The organism is Actinomadura kijaniata (assembly GCF_014138665.1).
GTDB lineage: Bacteria > Actinomycetota > Actinomycetes > Streptosporangiales > Streptosporangiaceae > Spirillospora > Spirillospora kijaniata.
In genome coordinates this window covers 514,921-530,303 of the sequence record NZ_JACJIA010000002.1, presented here as the reverse complement: position 1 = coordinate 530,303, position 15,383 = coordinate 514,921, and the positions used below count along the sequence as shown (strand labels likewise).

12 protein-coding genes and 1 riboswitch are annotated in these 15,383 nt (G+C 73.8%); of the genes, 7 read left to right on the top strand and 5 right to left on the bottom strand.

Going from position 1 to position 15,383, the window contains the following annotated elements; genetic code table 11:
• Window positions 1-6: 6 nt before the first annotated feature.
• A riboswitch (TPP riboswitch) is annotated at window positions 7-118 on the top strand.
• The 3 genes from HNR61_RS09695 (at window position 113) to HNR61_RS09685 (ending at window position 4,599) form a co-directional block, all read left to right on the top strand.
• The gene (locus tag HNR61_RS09695) at window positions 113-1,450 is read left to right on the top strand and encodes a purine-cytosine permease family protein (protein WP_182842776.1); all 1,338 of its coding nucleotides are present in this window, start codon (window positions 113-115) and stop codon (window positions 1,448-1,450) included. It overlaps the preceding riboswitch by 6 nt.
• A 115-nt stretch (window positions 1,451-1,565) precedes the next feature.
• The gene (locus HNR61_RS09690; protein ID WP_182842775.1) at window positions 1,566-3,599 is read left to right on the top strand and encodes a sensor histidine kinase; all 2,034 of its coding nucleotides are present in this window, start codon (window positions 1,566-1,568) and stop codon (window positions 3,597-3,599) included.
• A 400-nt stretch (window positions 3,600-3,999) separates the two neighbouring features.
• Complete coding sequence (locus tag HNR61_RS09685) at window positions 4,000-4,599, top strand: ATP-binding protein (RefSeq protein ID WP_312897827.1); 600 nt, start codon at window positions 4,000-4,002, stop codon at window positions 4,597-4,599.
• A 126-nt stretch (window positions 4,600-4,725) separates the two neighbouring features.
• Here HNR61_RS09685 and HNR61_RS09680 read toward each other — a convergent pair whose 3' ends face one another.
• Window positions 4,726-5,946, bottom strand: coding sequence for an arginine deiminase (locus HNR61_RS09680; protein ID WP_182842774.1), 1,221 nt, complete (start codon window positions 5,944-5,946; stop codon window positions 4,726-4,728).
• A 319-nt stretch (window positions 5,947-6,265) separates the two neighbouring features.
• Between HNR61_RS09680 and tuf the strand changes: the two genes are divergently transcribed.
• Window positions 6,266-7,450, top strand: a complete 1,185-nt coding sequence (gene tuf / locus HNR61_RS09675) for an elongation factor Tu (RefSeq protein ID WP_182842773.1) — start codon at window positions 6,266-6,268, stop codon at window positions 7,448-7,450.
• 57 nt (window positions 7,451-7,507) lie between these two features.
• Here tuf and HNR61_RS09670 read toward each other — a convergent pair whose 3' ends face one another.
• Window positions 7,508-8,221, bottom strand: coding sequence for a hypothetical protein (locus tag HNR61_RS09670; protein WP_182842772.1), 714 nt, complete (start codon window positions 8,219-8,221; stop codon window positions 7,508-7,510).
• Window positions 8,218-8,823, bottom strand: coding sequence for an RNA polymerase sigma factor (locus HNR61_RS09665; protein WP_312897826.1), 606 nt, complete (start codon window positions 8,821-8,823; stop codon window positions 8,218-8,220). Before HNR61_RS09665 ends, HNR61_RS09670 begins: the two co-directional genes overlap by 4 nt.
• A gap of 139 nt (window positions 8,824-8,962) precedes the next feature.
• On the opposite strand from HNR61_RS09665, the gene HNR61_RS09660 reads away from it, so the two are divergent.
• The 3 genes from HNR61_RS09660 to HNR61_RS09650 all read left to right on the top strand — a co-directional run bounded on the left by HNR61_RS09660 (window position 8,963) and on the right by HNR61_RS09650 (window position 12,749).
• On the top strand, window positions 8,963-9,586 hold the full coding sequence (locus HNR61_RS09660; RefSeq protein ID WP_182842770.1) for a hypothetical protein: 624 nt from the start codon (window positions 8,963-8,965) through the stop codon (window positions 9,584-9,586).
• Window positions 9,577-11,709, top strand: a complete 2,133-nt coding sequence (locus tag HNR61_RS09655; RefSeq protein ID WP_312897825.1) for a bifunctional polysaccharide deacetylase/glycosyltransferase family 2 protein — start codon at window positions 9,577-9,579, stop codon at window positions 11,707-11,709. Before HNR61_RS09660 ends, HNR61_RS09655 begins: the two co-directional genes overlap by 10 nt.
• Before the next feature lie 140 nt (window positions 11,710-11,849).
• Window positions 11,850-12,749, top strand: coding sequence for an endonuclease/exonuclease/phosphatase family protein (locus HNR61_RS09650; RefSeq protein WP_182842769.1), 900 nt, complete (start codon window positions 11,850-11,852; stop codon window positions 12,747-12,749).
• A 48-nt stretch (window positions 12,750-12,797) separates the two neighbouring features.
• Here the strand turns inward: HNR61_RS09650 and HNR61_RS09645 are convergent, their stop codons facing one another.
• Complete coding sequence (locus HNR61_RS09645) at window positions 12,798-14,354, bottom strand: long-chain-fatty-acid--CoA ligase (protein ID WP_182842768.1); 1,557 nt, start codon at window positions 14,352-14,354, stop codon at window positions 12,798-12,800.
• Window positions 14,355-14,435: 81 nt separating this feature from the next.
• Window positions 14,436-15,293 carry a helix-turn-helix domain-containing protein gene (locus HNR61_RS09640; protein WP_182842767.1) on the bottom strand — a complete coding sequence of 286 codons (858 nt, stop codon included), beginning with the start codon at window positions 15,291-15,293 and terminating at the stop codon, window positions 14,436-14,438.
• Between the last annotated feature and the right edge of the window lie 90 nt (window positions 15,294-15,383).

The window sequence follows — 15,383 nt, the reverse complement described above, 5'->3', positions numbered from 1 at the left end:
GACCGACCGAAACAACGCGGGAGCTCGGGTCAGCCGGGCTGAGAGGGTGACCGGAGGCGTCACCGACCGCCTGAACCTGTCCGGGTAATGCCGGCGTAGGGAGTGTGACCCCGTGACGTCCGCCGTCGAAGAACGCCCTCAGCCCGCCGAGGCCCCCCTCACCCTCGACGAACCCGCGCCCAGGGTGCTCGGGTTCTGGGACCAGGGGGCGTTCTGGGCCAACCTCGGGGTGAGCCTGTTCGCCTTCTCCGGGGCGTACACGCTGCTCGCCCCGGACGAGAACGGCCGGCCGACGATGTCGATCGTCGCCGGGATCGTCGCGATGATCGTCGGAACGGCCGTCGGCGGGCTCATGCTCGGCCTGGCCGCCGCGCCCGGCGCGATCACCGGCAAGCCCGCGATGGTGCTGCTGCGCGGGCTGTTCGGCGCGCGGCTGTCCTACGTCCCGACCGTGCTCAACATCGCCCAGCTCATCGGCTGGGGGACGTTCGAGCTGATCGTCATCGCCGACGCGGCGCGGGCCCTGTACGACGGGCTGCCCCGCGAGGTGTACGTGATCGCGGCCGGGGTGCTCACCACCGCGCTGACGATCTGGCCGCTGGGGTCGGTGCGGCTGCTGCGGCGGTACGTCACCGCCGCCGTGCTCGTCGCGCTGGTCTACTTCTACGTGCAGCTGCTCCGGGAGCCGCTGCCCGACCTGACGCAAGGCTCGTGGGGCGGGTTCTGGATCGGCGCGGACGCGGCGCTGGCCGTCTCGATCTCGTGGGTGCCGGTCGCGGCCGACTACACGCGGCACGCGCGCAGCGCCCGGGGCGCGTTCGGCGCGGCGGCGATCGGCTACTCCGTCACGCAGATCTTCGCCTACATCCTGGGGCTGCTGGCGCTGGCGCTGGTCGCGGGCGACTCGGGCAAGGTGTTCGACCCGTTCCTGCACGTGGCACTGGGCGTGGTGTTCTTCGCGGTGTTCGTGCTGCGGGAGGCCGACCAGTCGTTCGCCAACGTCTACTCCACCGCCGTCTCCATCCAGAACCTCGTGCCCAGGGCCGACCGGCGGGTGCTGACCGTCACCCTCGGCGTGCTGATCACCGGGCTGGCGCTGCTGCTGGACATCGGCGACTACGCCAGTTTCCTGTCACTGATCGGTTCGGTGTTCGTTCCCATGCTGGGAGTGCTGGCCGCCGACTTCTTCCTCGGCGGCGGGCGGCGCGGCTGGAACACCGACCGCGACGCGCCGTCCCGCTGGAGCATGATCGTCGCCTGGCTGGCCGGGTTCGTCACCTACCAGATGATCTACCCCGGCGCGGTGGGCTGGTGGGCCGCGTTCTGGAAGGACCTCCAGGGCACGGTCGGGTTCACCCCGCAGTCGTGGATGAGCGCGTCGCTGCTGTCGTTCCTGGTGGCCGGGCTCGCGGCGCTGCTGGCCGGCCGGCTGGCGCGCCGGTCGTCCTGACCGGGCCCGGCGGCGGCCGTCACCCGTGAAGTGGCGTTCCTCCGGAGGTGACCGGAAGGTCGCAAGAACCTTTCGGTGGCCGTTGCCCGGCGCCGCCCCACCATCCGGTGGCACGATGGCAGTCGTGCACGACCTCGCCCACGACTCGATCGCCCGCGCCGTCCTCGACAGCGCGGCCGACGCGATCGTGGCCGTCGACAACCGCTACCGCGTCACGGTGTGGAACCCGGCGGCCGAGCGGATGTTCGGCTGGACCGCCGGGGAGATGCTGGGCCGCGTCCCGCCGATCGTCCCCGACGAGCTGAAGGCCGAGCACAACGCCGTGCAGGAGCGCCTGCTCACGCGGGGCGACGGCGGCGGCCAGATCTCCATCGCCACCCGCCGGTTCCACCGCGACGGGCGGCTGATCGACGTGCGGATCGACACCAGCCTGCTGCGGGACGCCACCGGCGAGCAGCTCGGCTGGGTCGGGGTGTACCACCCGGTCGAGGAGGACGAGGTCGCCGCGCACCACATGGCCGAGCGCGCCCGCCTGGTCCGCCGCCTCAACCACGTCGTCGCCGACCTCGGCACCGAGCTGGACCTGGCCGAGGTGCTGGACCGCATCACCACCGCGCTGATCGAGCTGACCGGCGCGGACGCGGGCGGCTTCGTGCGGATCGAGGACGGCCGGCGGCTGCGGCTGGTCAGCATGCACGGCCTGCCCGCCCACCTGCGCGGCAGCACCGCCGACCTGCGCGACAGCCTGGTCGGGGAGCTGCTGCGCTCGGGCCGCAGCGTCAAGCTGGCCAGCGGCGAGCAGCGGCTCGGCGACCTGATCTGGTCGGAGCTGCCGGGGCTGCACACCATCGCGCTGAGCCTGAGCTACGTGCAGAACGAGCCCTACGGCGCCCTGTACGCCCTGTTCTGCGGGCGCAAGGTCGGCCACACCGAGCTGGAGCTGCTGGAACTGCTCGCCGGGCACGCCGGGGTCGCGGTCGGCAACGCCGTCGCCTACGCCGAGGTCGTCCGGCAGCGCGCCCACGAACGCGCCGTCATCGACGCCTCCGCCGACGGCATCGCGGTGCTCGGCCCCGACGGGACCGTCCGCCAGTGGAACCCCGCCGCGCACACCCTCACCGGGATCCCGTCGGCGGAGGCGATCGGGCGCGAGCCGCCGTTCCCGACCCCCGAGCCGGGCCGGGAGTCGACGTTCCCGCTGCCGTCCGGCCGCTGGCTGAACGTGCTGACCGCCGAGATCCCCGAGACCGGCGAGCTGGTGGTCGACTTCCGCGACGTGTCGGAGGCCAAGGCCCTGGAGGAGGCCAAGGACCTGTTCCTGGCCACCACCAGCCACGAGCTGCGCACCCCGATCACGGTCGTGCAGGGGTTCGCCGCCACCCTGGTCAACCGCTGGGACGAGCTCGCCGACGACGCGCGCCGCTCCGCCGTCGCCACCATCGCCGAGCGCGCCCGCTCCCTGGGTCGCCTGGTCGAGCACCTGCTGCTGGGGTCGCGGGCCGGCGCCGACGAGCTGCCGGTGACGATCGAGGCGTTCGACCTGGCGCGGGTGCTGGCGGGCGTCGTGGCGGGCTTCGAGTCGCTGTCGCCGCTGCACCGGGTCGAGCTGGACGTCGCGCCGGACCTGCCGGAGGCGCGCGGCGACGCGATGGCCACCGACATCGTGCTGGGGCAGCTGCTGGAGAACGCCTTCAAGTACTCCCCGGACGGCGGGACGGTCCGGGTGCGGGCCTGGGCGGAGGGCGACGACCTGCTCGTCACCGTCGAGGACGAGGGGATCGGGATCGCGCCCGGCGACCATGAGCGGATCTTCGAGCGGTTCGTGCAGGGCGAGGCCGGGGACCGGCGGCGGTTCGGCGGCATCGGCCTCGGCCTGTACATCGTCCGGCGGCTGACCGAGGCGCAGGGCGGGACGATCTCCGCGCATCCGGCCGCGCGCCGGTCCGCGCCGCCGGCCCCCCGGCGGGTCCCCGGCGAACGGCCGCAGGCCCCGGTCATGGGCGGGCGGCCGTACTCGGGCGTTCCGGAGCACCAGCGGATCGGCGCCGGGCCGCTCGGCTGGCGACCGCCCGGCGACGCCGCCGAAAGCCCGGAGCCGGGGCCGGGCACCTGCATGCGCCTGGTGCTGAAGCGGGCCGACCCGGCGTGACCCGGTTTTGACCTGCGGCGTTCCGGGGTTTGGGGCGGTGCCATAAGGCGGCGGCCGGATCGGGCGGCCGGATGCGGTCACCGGAATCGGCCCCTCGCCGTGATCATGGGGGAAGACCACTCGTGTCTCCGTGGAAAAGAGTGGTGTCCCGAGGGTGTGACGGACGAAACGTGCGCGTGAGGAGTAATCAGTCCGTGGCTGGATAGATCCTTTGTTGACTTTCGTTCGCGAGGGGGTCCCGGCCTGGCGCCGTGCGGGGGGTGATCGCCGTGACGGGAGAGGTGGTCGCACGGTGGGCGACAGAGCGGTCGCGTCGAGGGGCCGGTGGCGTGGACATGCCGTCCGGTTTCAGTCCAAGCCGTACTGGGCATTTCGGTCTTACCGGAATACGGGCGGCGGGGTGCATCCGGGAAGACGGATCCAGCGGATCCACGGGGAGGTGAGGGCGTCGAGCGTCGTACTGCTGCCACACGCGCCGACCAGTGTCGCGGCCGCTCGGCGGCGCCTCGGTTCGGAACTGGCGGCCGTGGGCGTGAGCGAGTCGGTCGTCGACGACGTCAACGTCATCGTCAGCGAGCTGCTCAGCAACGCCCTGCGGCACGCGCGCCCGCTGCCCGGGGGGCAGGTCCGGCTCGCCTGGAGCCGTCAGGGGGACGAACTGGAGCTCTCCGTCAGCGACGGCGGCGCGACCACCCAGCCGCGCCGGGGCCCGGGAACGCTGTCCTCCCTGGGGGGACGCGGTCTCGGCATCGTCGAGGCGCTGTCGGAGAACTGGGGGGTCCGGCACGAGGAGGGCGGCGTCACCACCGTCTGGGCCGTGCTGCGCGCGCCGCGGACCGTCCGGACGGGAGCGGGCCGCAACGGGGCCGTCCCCGCGGGCTCGGTCCACGCCGCGATCCCCGGCCTCGTGGAGCTTCCGGACGAGGCGGGCCACCCCGACGAGGATCTGCGCCACGGTCCCCGGCATGGGATACCGCAAACTCGGGCATACCCCGGCTAGCGGACCATGCCCGCACCTTGTATGGTCCTCTTCAAGCTCGGGCGCTGTCGTGCCCCCGTCGACACCGCCCGAGCCATCCAACGTCCGTGACCCCGGAGGCCGCCCGGCCCCCGGGGTCACGTCGTCTCATCGGGGCTCGTCGCGCAGGATCGGGCAGGACATGCAGCGCGGCCCGCCGCGTCCGCTGCCCAGCTCGCTGCCGCCGATCCGGATGACCTCGATCCCGGCCGCCTCCAGATGCGCGTTCGTCTCGATGTTGCGCTCGTAGGCGACGGCGAGGCGCGGCCCGACGGCCAGGGTGTTGTTGCCGTCGTCCCACTGCTCGCGCTCGGCGGTCACCGGGTCCAGCCCGGTGTCGATCACCTTGAGCCGGTCCAGCCCCATCGCCTCGGCGGCGGCCTCCAGGAACGGGCGCGGCCCCTCCACCCGCAGGTCGCCGTTGGCCGCGGTGACGGTGTGGGCGGTCAGCGAGTGCGCGATCGGCGGGTACATCACGACCGTGTCGACGTCCACCATCGTGCAGACGGTGTCCAGGTGCATCGTCGCGCGCTCCTGCATGATCGGAACGGCCAGCACCGTGTGCGCCAGGCCCGCGTCGAACACCTGGCGGGCCAGCCGCTCCACGCCCGCCGGGGTGGTCCGCTCCCCGGTGCCGACCGCGATCACGCCGGGGCACAGCAGCAGGACGTCGCCGCCCTCCACGTGCTCCAGCGACGGGTCGTACACCGGCTCGACGCCCGCGAACCGGGGGTGCCAGGCGTAGATCAGCCCGGTCAGCGTCGACTCGCGGCGGCGCGCGGGCATCGCCAGGCTCGTCACCGCGACCCGGTCCCCGATCCAGGCGCTGTTGTCGCGCATGAACAGCAGGTTCGGCAGCGGGTCGATGATGAAGTCCAGCCGGTCCATCAACCGGTACACCAGACCGTGCGCGGTCTTCAGCTCCTCGTGCGCCAGCCCCGCCACCAGCACCTGCGCCAGGTCCTCGGGGTCCAGGTCCTCCAGGTAGCCGCGCACCACCCGCCGCAGCTGGTCGCCCCAGCGGTTGTCGTCGATCGTGTCGGCGATGGCCCGCGCCCGCGCCCCCTCGTACTCCAGCACCTGCTGGAGGAGCTCGGTCACGTACAGCACCTCGACGTCGCGGTCCCGCAGCGCCTGCGCGAACGCGTCGTGCTCCTCCTGCGCGCGGCCCACCCACGGGATGCCGTCGAACAGGAGCTTGTCGTTGTTGCGCGGGGTGAGCCGCTTGAGCTCCGCGCCCGGCCGGTGCAGCAGCACCGTTCGCAGCCGCCCGACCTCGCTGGTGACCCGATGCCCGTGCGCCTTCGTCCCCTGCCGAGTGCTCTCCATTACACCGAGTGTAGATCGCCGCCTTTCGGGGCGATAAATCGTTCGACGGGCGGGGTGGGCGCTCCGTACGCTCGTCCCATGTTCTTCGCAGCCGACACCCGCCTGCTCGCAGAGGTCACTCTGCTGAGCGCGGTGTCGGCTGCCTCCTTCCTGGACGCGGCAGCGGACGCCCTCGACGGCGCGCGACGCTGACCCCTCTCCGTCCCCTTCCGGAGAACCAGCGGAGGGGGGTGGAATCCGCAGGACCGTGACACGGGCCCACGCCCGCGCGCGGCGGTTCTCGCCCTTTCCCTCGGAATCCAGTGAGGACGAGATCACCATGGCCAAGCAGCTCTACGAGCGGGGCAAGCCACACCTCAACATCGGCACGATGGGCCACGTCGACCACGGCAAGACCACCCTCACCGCCGCGATCACCAAGGTGCTCGCCGAGCGCGGGATGGCGTCCGCCGTGCCGTTCGAGCGCATCGACCGGGCCCCCGAGGAGCGCGAGCGCGGCATCACCATCAACATCGCGCACGTCCACTACGAGACCGCCACCAGGCACTACGCGCACGTGGACATGCCCGGCCACGCCGACTACGTCAAGAACATGATCACCGGGGCGGCGCAGATCGACGGCGCCGTGCTGGTGGTCGCGGCGACCGACGGCGCCATGCCGCAGACCCGCGAGCACGTCGTGCTGGCCCGCCAGGTCGGCGTCCGGCACGTCGTGGTGGCGCTCAACAAGGCCGACGCGGTCGACGACCCCGAGCTGCTCGACCTGGTCGAGCTGGAGGTCCGCGACCTGCTCGCCGAGTACGGGTTCCCCGGCGACGAGGTCCCCGTCGTGCGGGTGTCGGGGTTGAGGGCGCTGGAGGGCGACCCGTACTGGACCGCCCGGATCGTCGACCTGCTCGACGCGATCGACGGCTACGTGCCGATCCCGTCCCGGCTGCTGGACGCGCCGTTCCTGATGCCGGTGGAGAACGTGCTCACCATCACCGGGCGCGGCACCGTCGTGACCGGCGTGGTCGCGCAGGGCGCGATCCGCGTCGGCGAGCCCGTCGAGGTCGTCGGGCTCGGCGAGACGGCGACGTCGGTGGCGACCGGGCTGGAGACGTTCGGGCAGACCATGGACCGGGCCGAGGCCGGGGACAACGCGGCCCTGCTGCTGCGCGGGGTCAAGCGGGACCAGGTGCGGCGCGGCCAGGTCGTCGCCGCCCCCGGCACGATCGAGCCGCACACCCGGTTCCGGGCGCGGGTGCGGGTGCTGACCGCCGAGGAGGGCGGCCGGACCGGGCCGTTCCTCCACGGCTACCGGCCGCAGTTCCACTTCCGCACCACCGACGTGCCGGGCACGGTGGACCTGGGCGACGACGGCGCGATGGCGTTGCCGGGCGACACCGTCGAGATGACGGTCGAGCTGGGCAAGCCGGTCGCCATGACCGAGGGCCTCGGGTTCGCGATCCGCGAGGGCGGCCGGACCGTCGGCGCCGGAACGGTGACCGAGCTGCTCGGCTAGGGAGAGGGGAGACCGCGGGACCCGTCCCGCGGTCTCCTCGCGTCCGGGGCCGGTCCCCTAGCGGCGGGGGCTCTCCCGGTCGCGGTGGGGGAGCTTCGGGGGGTGCCGCGGGTCGTGGTGGCCGGGGTCGTCCTCTTTCCCGGCGTCCCTGCCGCCCTGACCACTCTGGCCGCCCTGACCGCCCTGACCGCCCTGGCCGTTCTGACCGTCCTGGCCGCCTTGGTCGTTCTGGCCGCCCTGGCCGGGCCTGTTCGGCTTGCTCTTGTTCCGGTCCCTGTTGCCCCCGCCCTGGCCCCCCTGGCCGTTCGACGGCGGCTTGCCCTCCTGCCCGCGACCCCTGCCGTCCGGGGCGGACGGCGTCGGGGAACCCGAGGGCGCCGGCGTGCCCGAGGACGTCGGGCCGCCGGGCACGGTGCGCGGGCCCGGGGAGTTCGGATCGACCGGGACCATGCTCCCGCTCCCGGGCGCGGGCCGGTGCGTCGGCGTCGCCGGGGGCCGGGACGGGCTCTGCCCGGGAAGGTTTCCGGTGCTGGCGGCCCAGGCGACTCCGCCGCCCGCCAGCAGTGCGGCCGCCACGACGGCGGCCTTGACGGTCAGCAGCCGTGTCCGGCCCCGCCGGCCCGGGGCGGCGGCCCGGGCGTCACGGAACGCCGCCACGGCGGCCTCCTCGCCGGCCAGCTCCTCGGGGCGGGCGGGAGCGGTCGCGGCGGCCAGCAGCCGGGTCATCCCGGCGTGGTCCCCGAAGTCGGGGAGTCCCTCGCGCTCGTTCATCTCGTCCCTTCAGCGCCGGAGACCGCCGATTCGTCACCCGACAGCCGGGAGGCGAGCCGCCGCAGTCCCCGGTAGGCGGAGGTCCGCACCGCTCCGGGACGCTTGCCCAGCACCTTTCCGGCCGTCTTGGCGTCGAGCCCCACCACCACCCGCAGCAGCACCGCCTCGGCCTGGTCGCGGGGGAGTTCGGCGATCAACGTCAGGGCCGCCTCGGTGGCCATGCCGTCCAGCGCGAGGGAGGCGGTGTCGCCGTCGGCGGCCAGCGCGGCCAGCGCCTCCGCCGGAAGGTCGGCGACCGGGCGGCGCGCCTGGCGGCGCAGCAGGTCCAGGGCCCGGTTGCGGGCGACGGTCGCCGCCCAGCCGCGGAACTTGTCCAGGTCCCCCCGGAACCGGGGCAGGTCCCGCGAGATCTGGAGCCACGCCTCCGACGTCACGTCCTCGGCGTCCTCGCCGACCAGCGCCCGGACATAGCGCAGCAGCCGAGGCTGGGTGTCCCGGTAGAGCAGCCGGAACGCCGCCTCGTCGCCGTCACGGGCCGCCGCGACGGCGCGGGTCAGTTCCTCCTCCCCGGCCGCATCCCTGACCGGGACCGCATCCTTCACCCCCACATTGTGCAGTCCCGCGTGCCCTGCCCGGGCCCTTCCGCCACGATCGGCCACTTCGATCATCAACTGTGACACTCACGGCCCCTCCGGCGCTGAGTGTCGTGACCACCCGCCGCACCCCTCCCGCTGGAACGACATGAACGACACGATCGCCCCCGGGCCGGAACCGGAAGCGCCCGCGCCGGACGGGCGCACCCTCCTCCAGGAGACGCCGGTCCGGGTCACCCTGACCCCTCCCGTCCCGGGCCGCCGCCCCTCCGATCCGGACGACGCCGCCCCCGTCTTCGTGGACTCCTCCGGCCGCCGCCGCCGCCTCGTCCGCCAGGCCGGCGTGGCCTGCGGGGGGCTGCTGGCGCTGTTCCTGGTCGCGATGGGGGTGAGCGTGGCGACCGGGGCCGACGTGCCGTTCACGCCGTGGTCCTCCCAGCAGAACGAGGCCGACGGCGGCAAGCGGAGGAACCCGCCCCTGCTCAAGCACCACCCGGGCAGCGTCCCGACCGGTGACCCGCGGCTTCCGGGCGCGCCGCCCGCGCCCCGGGGCGACGGCTCCGGGCCGTCCCCCGCCGCGCCGCCGTCGACGCGGCCCTCCGCCCCCGCGCCCCGGTCGTCGGCGCGGCCGTCCGGTCGCCCGTCCCAGCGGCCGACGTCCGTGCCGACCTCGGCCGTTCCCACGGTGCCCGGGGAGCCGCTGCCCACGCCCACCCGTCCGGGCCGGGGCAACGGGAACGGGAATGGCAACGGAAAGAACAAGTGGTGGTGAAGCGCGCCGAACCCCGGAGCCACTGGCTCCTGCTGCTGCTCGGCGCGTTCGCGCTGGCCGCGATGCTGCTGCTGGACGGGTTCGCGCGCGGCGTGGTCGGCGAGGCCCCGCGCACCGACCCCCCGCCCCGGCCCCCCGCGCCCGCCGAGGTCACCTCCGGCGGCCCGGTCGTCAGCCTGGACGGCGACCGTCCGCGCAGCCTTCGGATGCCCGCGCGGACGATCGCGCTGACGTTCGACGACGGGCCCGACCCGAAGTGGACGCCGAGGCTGCTGGACCTGCTGCGGCGGCACAACGCGCGCGCCACGTTCTTCGCCACCGGCACGCACATCGCCCAGCACCCCGAGCTGACCCGCCGGATCCTGCGGGAGGGACACGAGATCGGGTCGCACACCTACACGCACATCGACATGGCGACCGCGCCCGCCTGGCGCAACCGCCTCGAACTCGACCTCACCCAGCGGGCGCTGGCCGGGACGGCCGGGGTGCACACCCGGCTGCTGCGGATGCCGTACTCGTCCCGGCCCGACGGCCTCACCGACCCCGAGTGGCGCGCCGCCCGCCAGGCCGGGACCGCCGGGTACGTGGTCGTGCTCACCGACCGGGACACCGAGGACTGGGCCCGGCCCGGCGCGCAGAAGATCGTCGAGCGGTCGCTGGCGGCGGAACGGCGCGGCGAGGGCGCGATCGTGATGCTGCACGACTCCGGCGGCGACCGGGCCCCGACCGTCGCCGCCGTCGAGCAGGTGCTGCGGCGGCTGTCCCCGCAGGGGTACCGGTTCACGACCGTCACCGAGGCGCTGCGGCTGCCCCGGGCCGAGGCCTCGGCGTCGCTCACCGACCGGATGATCGGCAAGACGCTCGTCGCGGCGCAGCGCACCGGCGGCTGGCTCACCCGCTGGCTCCAGGTCGCGTTCGTGGCCGTCGGGGTGCTGTGCGTGCTGCGGCTGGTCGTGCTGCTGGTGTGCGCCCACGTGCACATGCGGCGGGTGCGGCGGCACCGGCGGGTGTTCCCCGCGACGATGCCGCCGGTGTCGGTCGTCGTCCCGGCCTACAACGAGGAGGCGGGGATCGCGGCGACCGTCCGCTCCCTGCTGGACAACGACTATCCGGGGCCCGTCGAGGTGGTCGTGGTGGACGACGGGTCGTCGGACCGCACCGCCGAGATCGTCGAGTCGCTGGCGCTGCCCGGGGTGCGGCTGGTCCGCAAGCCGAACGGCGGCAAGCCCAGCGCGCTGAACGCCGGGATCGCGGCGGCGCGCGCCGAGATCCTCGTGCTGGTGGACGGCGACACCGTCTTCCAGCGCGACACCCTGCGGAACCTCGTGTTCCCGCTGCGGGACCCCGAGGTCGGCGCGGTCAGCGGCAACGCCAAGGTCGCCAACCGGCGCGGGGTGCTGGGGCGCTGGCAGCACATCGAGTACGTGATCGGCTTCAACCTGGACCGCCGCATGTTCGACGTGTTCCGGTGCATGCCGACGATCCCCGGCGCGATCGGCGCGTTCCGGCGGCGCGCGCTGGTGTCGGTGGGCGGCGTCCAGGACGACACGCTCGCCGAGGACACCGACCTGACCATGGCGCTCGGCCGGGCCGGATGGCGCGTGGTGTACGAGGAGAACGCGCTGGCCTGGACCGAGGCCCCGGCGTCGCTGCGGCAGCTGTGGCGGCAGCGGTACCGCTGGTGCTACGGGACCGTCCAGGCGATGTGGAAGCACCGGGACGCGGTGCTGGAACGCGGCCGGGCCGGGCGGTACGGGCGGCGCAGCCTGACCTACCTGACGGTGTTCCAGGTGATCCTGCCGCTGCTGGCGCCGGCGGTGGACCTGTTCGCGCTGTACGGCGTCGCGTTCATGGACCCGACGGCCCCGGCGCTGATGTGGCTGGCGTTCACCACCGTCCAGGTGGCCGCGGGCGGATACGCGCTGTGGCTGGACGGCGAGAGGATCGGGCCGCTGTGGACGCTGCCGCTCCAGCAGATCGTGTACCGGCAGCTGCTGTACCTGGTGGTGATCCAGTCGTTGGTGACGGCCATGCTGGGGGTGCGGCTACGGTGGCAGGTGATCCGCCGGACCGGGACGTTCTCGGACGTTCCGGGGACACCCTCGGAACTGCCCGCCCGCTGAACCCTCCCCGGTGAGGTCCCGCCGCCGCCCGAACGCGACCACCCGAACGTGATCGCACGGTCGCGTTCGGGTGGCGGCAGGGATCTTGGTTGTGGTGAGATCTCCCCTGAAATCCCCGCATTCTCATCTCTGGAGAACGTGTGCGAGCCCCCCGCGCTCTGATCCCCCTGCTCGCCGTGGCCGGTGCCGCCGCCGTGGTCGCCACCGCCGGTGCCGGCTCCGCCATCGACGGGCTCCCGTCGCTCGGCCCCGCCCATGCCGACCAGTCCCGCGAGACCTCCCCCGTCTCGATCGCGACGGTGACCTGGAACGTCTGCGGCGACGCCGGTCCCGGCTGCCCCCTCGGCCCCCGCCCCGCCGACCTCGTCCGCCGGCTGACCGCCCAGGCCCAGGGCACCGTCGTCGGCGGACGCAAGGTCCGGACCGACGCCCTGCTGCTCCAGGAGGTGTGCTCCGGGCACGTGACCGCCCTGGAGAAGACGGCGGCGCTGAAGGGATGGAGCTGGGCGTTCGCCGCCCACACCCAGAACGGCAGGCCGCGTGCCTGCGCCAACGGGCAGGGCCGCTTCGGCGTCGCGCTCGGCGTCCGCGGGACGGTGGGCGACGTCCGCCGCACCGATCTGCCGTCGCCCCCCGCCCACGGCCGCGTCGCGCTGTGCGGCACCGTGGACGCCTGGCAGGCGCGGCTGTGCACCGCCCAGCTCAGCTCGGCCGACGACCCGGCCGGCGAGTGGCGCCGCAAGCAGACCGCGAGGCTCGCCGAGCTGGCCGCCGGAGCCCGCACGATCCTGGCGGGCGACTTCGTCGAGGGTCCCCGGGGCAGGGCGCTGGACCCGCTGTACCACTCCTACGCCGAGTGCGACCAGGGCCCGGAGAAGCGCGGCGGGGGCAGGACCGCCCAGGACGGCGCGGGCAACGCGATCGAGAAGACCGACTACCTGTTCACGGCGAAGCCGGTCAGCATCTCCTGCACCGTTCCCACCAGGGCCGAGCACGCCTCCGACCACCGCCCGGTCTCGGCGGTCGTCCGCTTCGGCTGACCCGCGCGCCCTCCCTCCGCCGGTGTGCGGCGGAGGGGGCGCGGCGGCTCAGTGGACCGAGCGGTCCTGGCCCTGCCAGTAGGGCGCGCGGAGCTCACGCTTGAGGATCTTGCCCGACGGGTTGCGGGGGATCTCGGTGCGGATCTCCACCGAGGTCGGGCACTTGAAGTGGGCCAGCCGGTCGCGGCAGTAGTCGATCAGCTCCCGCTCCGGGACCTCCTCGGTGAGGACGACGACCGCCTTCGGCGTCTCGCCCCACTTCTCGTCGGGCACGCCGATCACCGCGCAGTCGGCGACCTTGGGGTGGCCCATCAGGACGTTCTCCACCTCGGCGGGGTAGATGTTCTCCCCACCGGAGATGATCATGTCCTTGACGCGGTCGTGGATGTAGAGGTAGCCGTCCTCGTCCAGGTAGCCCGCGTCGCCGGTGCGGAAGAACCCGTCGGGCAGCAGCGCCGCCTCGGTGGCCTCCGGGAGCCCCCAGTAGCCCTTCATGTTCTGCGGGGTGCGGCACAGGATCTCGCCGACCCGCCCAGTGGGGACCTCCTCCAGCGTGGCCGGATCGACGATCCTCAGCTCGCACTCGGGGTTGGGGATGCCCGCCGCGCGCAGCCGGTGCGGGTGCGGGCCGTCGGGGTCGTGGTCCTCCGGCGGCAGGTACGTGATCGCGCCGGTGGTCTCCGTCAGCCCGTACAGCTGCATGAACCGCGTGTCCGGCAGCATCCGCATCGCGCCGCGCAGCACGTCCTCGCTGATCGGGGACGCGCCGTACAGGACCAGCCGCAGGCTCGACAGGTCGGTCGCGACGACCTCGGGGATGAGCTGCATGAACTGGAGCAGGACCGGGACCAGGAAGATGTGCGTGACGCCGTGCCGCTCGATCTCCTTGGCGATGCCCACCGGGTCCGGCTCGCGCACGATCACGCCGGTGATCCCGTCGTAGACCACGCACGTGGTGATGCCGCTGCCCGCCACGTGGTACATCGGCATCGCGACCATCAGCACGGTCGAGTCGTCGATGTCCCACACCTGGTGGGTGAGCGGCAGCACCGACAGCCAGTTGGCGTGGGTGAGCATCACGCCCTTGGGCAGGCCCGTGGTGCCCGACGAGTAGAGCTGGACGTAGACGTCGTCCGGGTCCTCCTCGTGCGCGGGCGGCGCGGGCTCGTGCCCGTCCACCCACGCCCGGTGCTCGCGGTAGGAGTGGCCCTCGCCGCCGACGACCGTGATCAGCTCGGTGTGCTCCAGCTTGTCGGCGATCGCGTCGAGGACCGGGACGAACTCCGGCCCCGCCACCAGCACCCTGGCCCGGGCGTTGTTGACGATGTAGGCCACCTCGTCGGGGGCCAGCCGGTAGTTGATGGGGACCTGGACGGCCCCGATCCGGGGCGCGCCGAACAGCAGCTCGGCGTACTCCAGGGAGTTCTTGTCGAGTACCGCGACCCGGTCGCCGCGGCCGATGCCGGCCGCCGCGAGCGCCGCCGCGGCGCGGTCCACGCGTTCGTCGAACTCGCGGTAGGTGACGGAGACGTCGCCCGCGTGGAAGGCGACGCGGTCGGGATGCTGGCGTGCTCTCTCGCGCAGGATGTCGGACAAGCCCGGCACGGACGGCCCCTTTCGCCGAAGCCACCTGGTTGTCTGGGCATCATGCGGTGCCGGGCGCACCCGGGCAAGGGGAACGCGCGATCAGTTCCGGTCACCGGTGGGGTCGGCGAGCAGCCGCAGACCGGTTTCATCCGGAGTGCCGGGTTCGGCGTAGAACAGCGCGAGCCGCTGCCGGTCGTCGTCGGGCAGCTCCAGCGTCTCGTTGATCAGGGTGAGCGGCCCGACCGTCGGGTGGCGCAGCTCGCGCACGTAGTGGGCGCAGGCCCGCACCGGATGCGCCGACCACAGCGCCGCGAAGTCCCGGCTCTTCATCGTCAGCTCCCCGACCAGCGCGGCCAGCTCCCGGTCGTCGGGGTACCGGGCCGCCGCGCGCCGCAGGTCCGCGACCGTGTCGCGCGCCTTGGCGCGCCAGTCGGCGTACAGCTCGCGGGTGTGGGCGTCCAGGAACACCAGGCGGGCGATGTTGGGGCGGTCCCCCGGCCGGTCGGGGGCGTCGAAGTCCAGGTGGGCGGCCAGCAGCGCGTGGGCCATGCGGTTCCAGGCGAGCACGTCGGCGCTCCGCCCGACGACCAGCGCGGGGACGTCGCCGACGGCCGTCAGCATGGCGCGCAGCGCGGGCCGCAGCCGTTCCGGCCGGGGGCGGCGGCGCGCCGCGGGCCTCGCCGGGCGGGCCAGCGCGTACAGGTGGGCGCGCTCGTCGGGGTCCAGCCGCAGCACGCGGGCGATGGCGTCGAGGACGGCGTCGGAGGCGTTCGGGCTGTGCCCCTGCTCCAGCCGCGTGTAGTACCCGGCGCTGACCCCGGCGAGCTGCGCCAGCTCCTCGCGGCGCAGGCCCGGGACGCGGCGGCGCCCGCCGAAGTCGGCCAGCCCCACCTCGGCCGGGGCCAGCCGGGCCCGCCGGGTCCGCAGGAACTCGCCCAGTTCAGCGCTTCGCTCCATGCCCTCCAGGATGGCCCATCGGCCCGGGACCGAGCCTGCACCTGTCAGGGGTAGCCTCCGCGGATCCATCCACGGCAGGGGGCTGGGTGG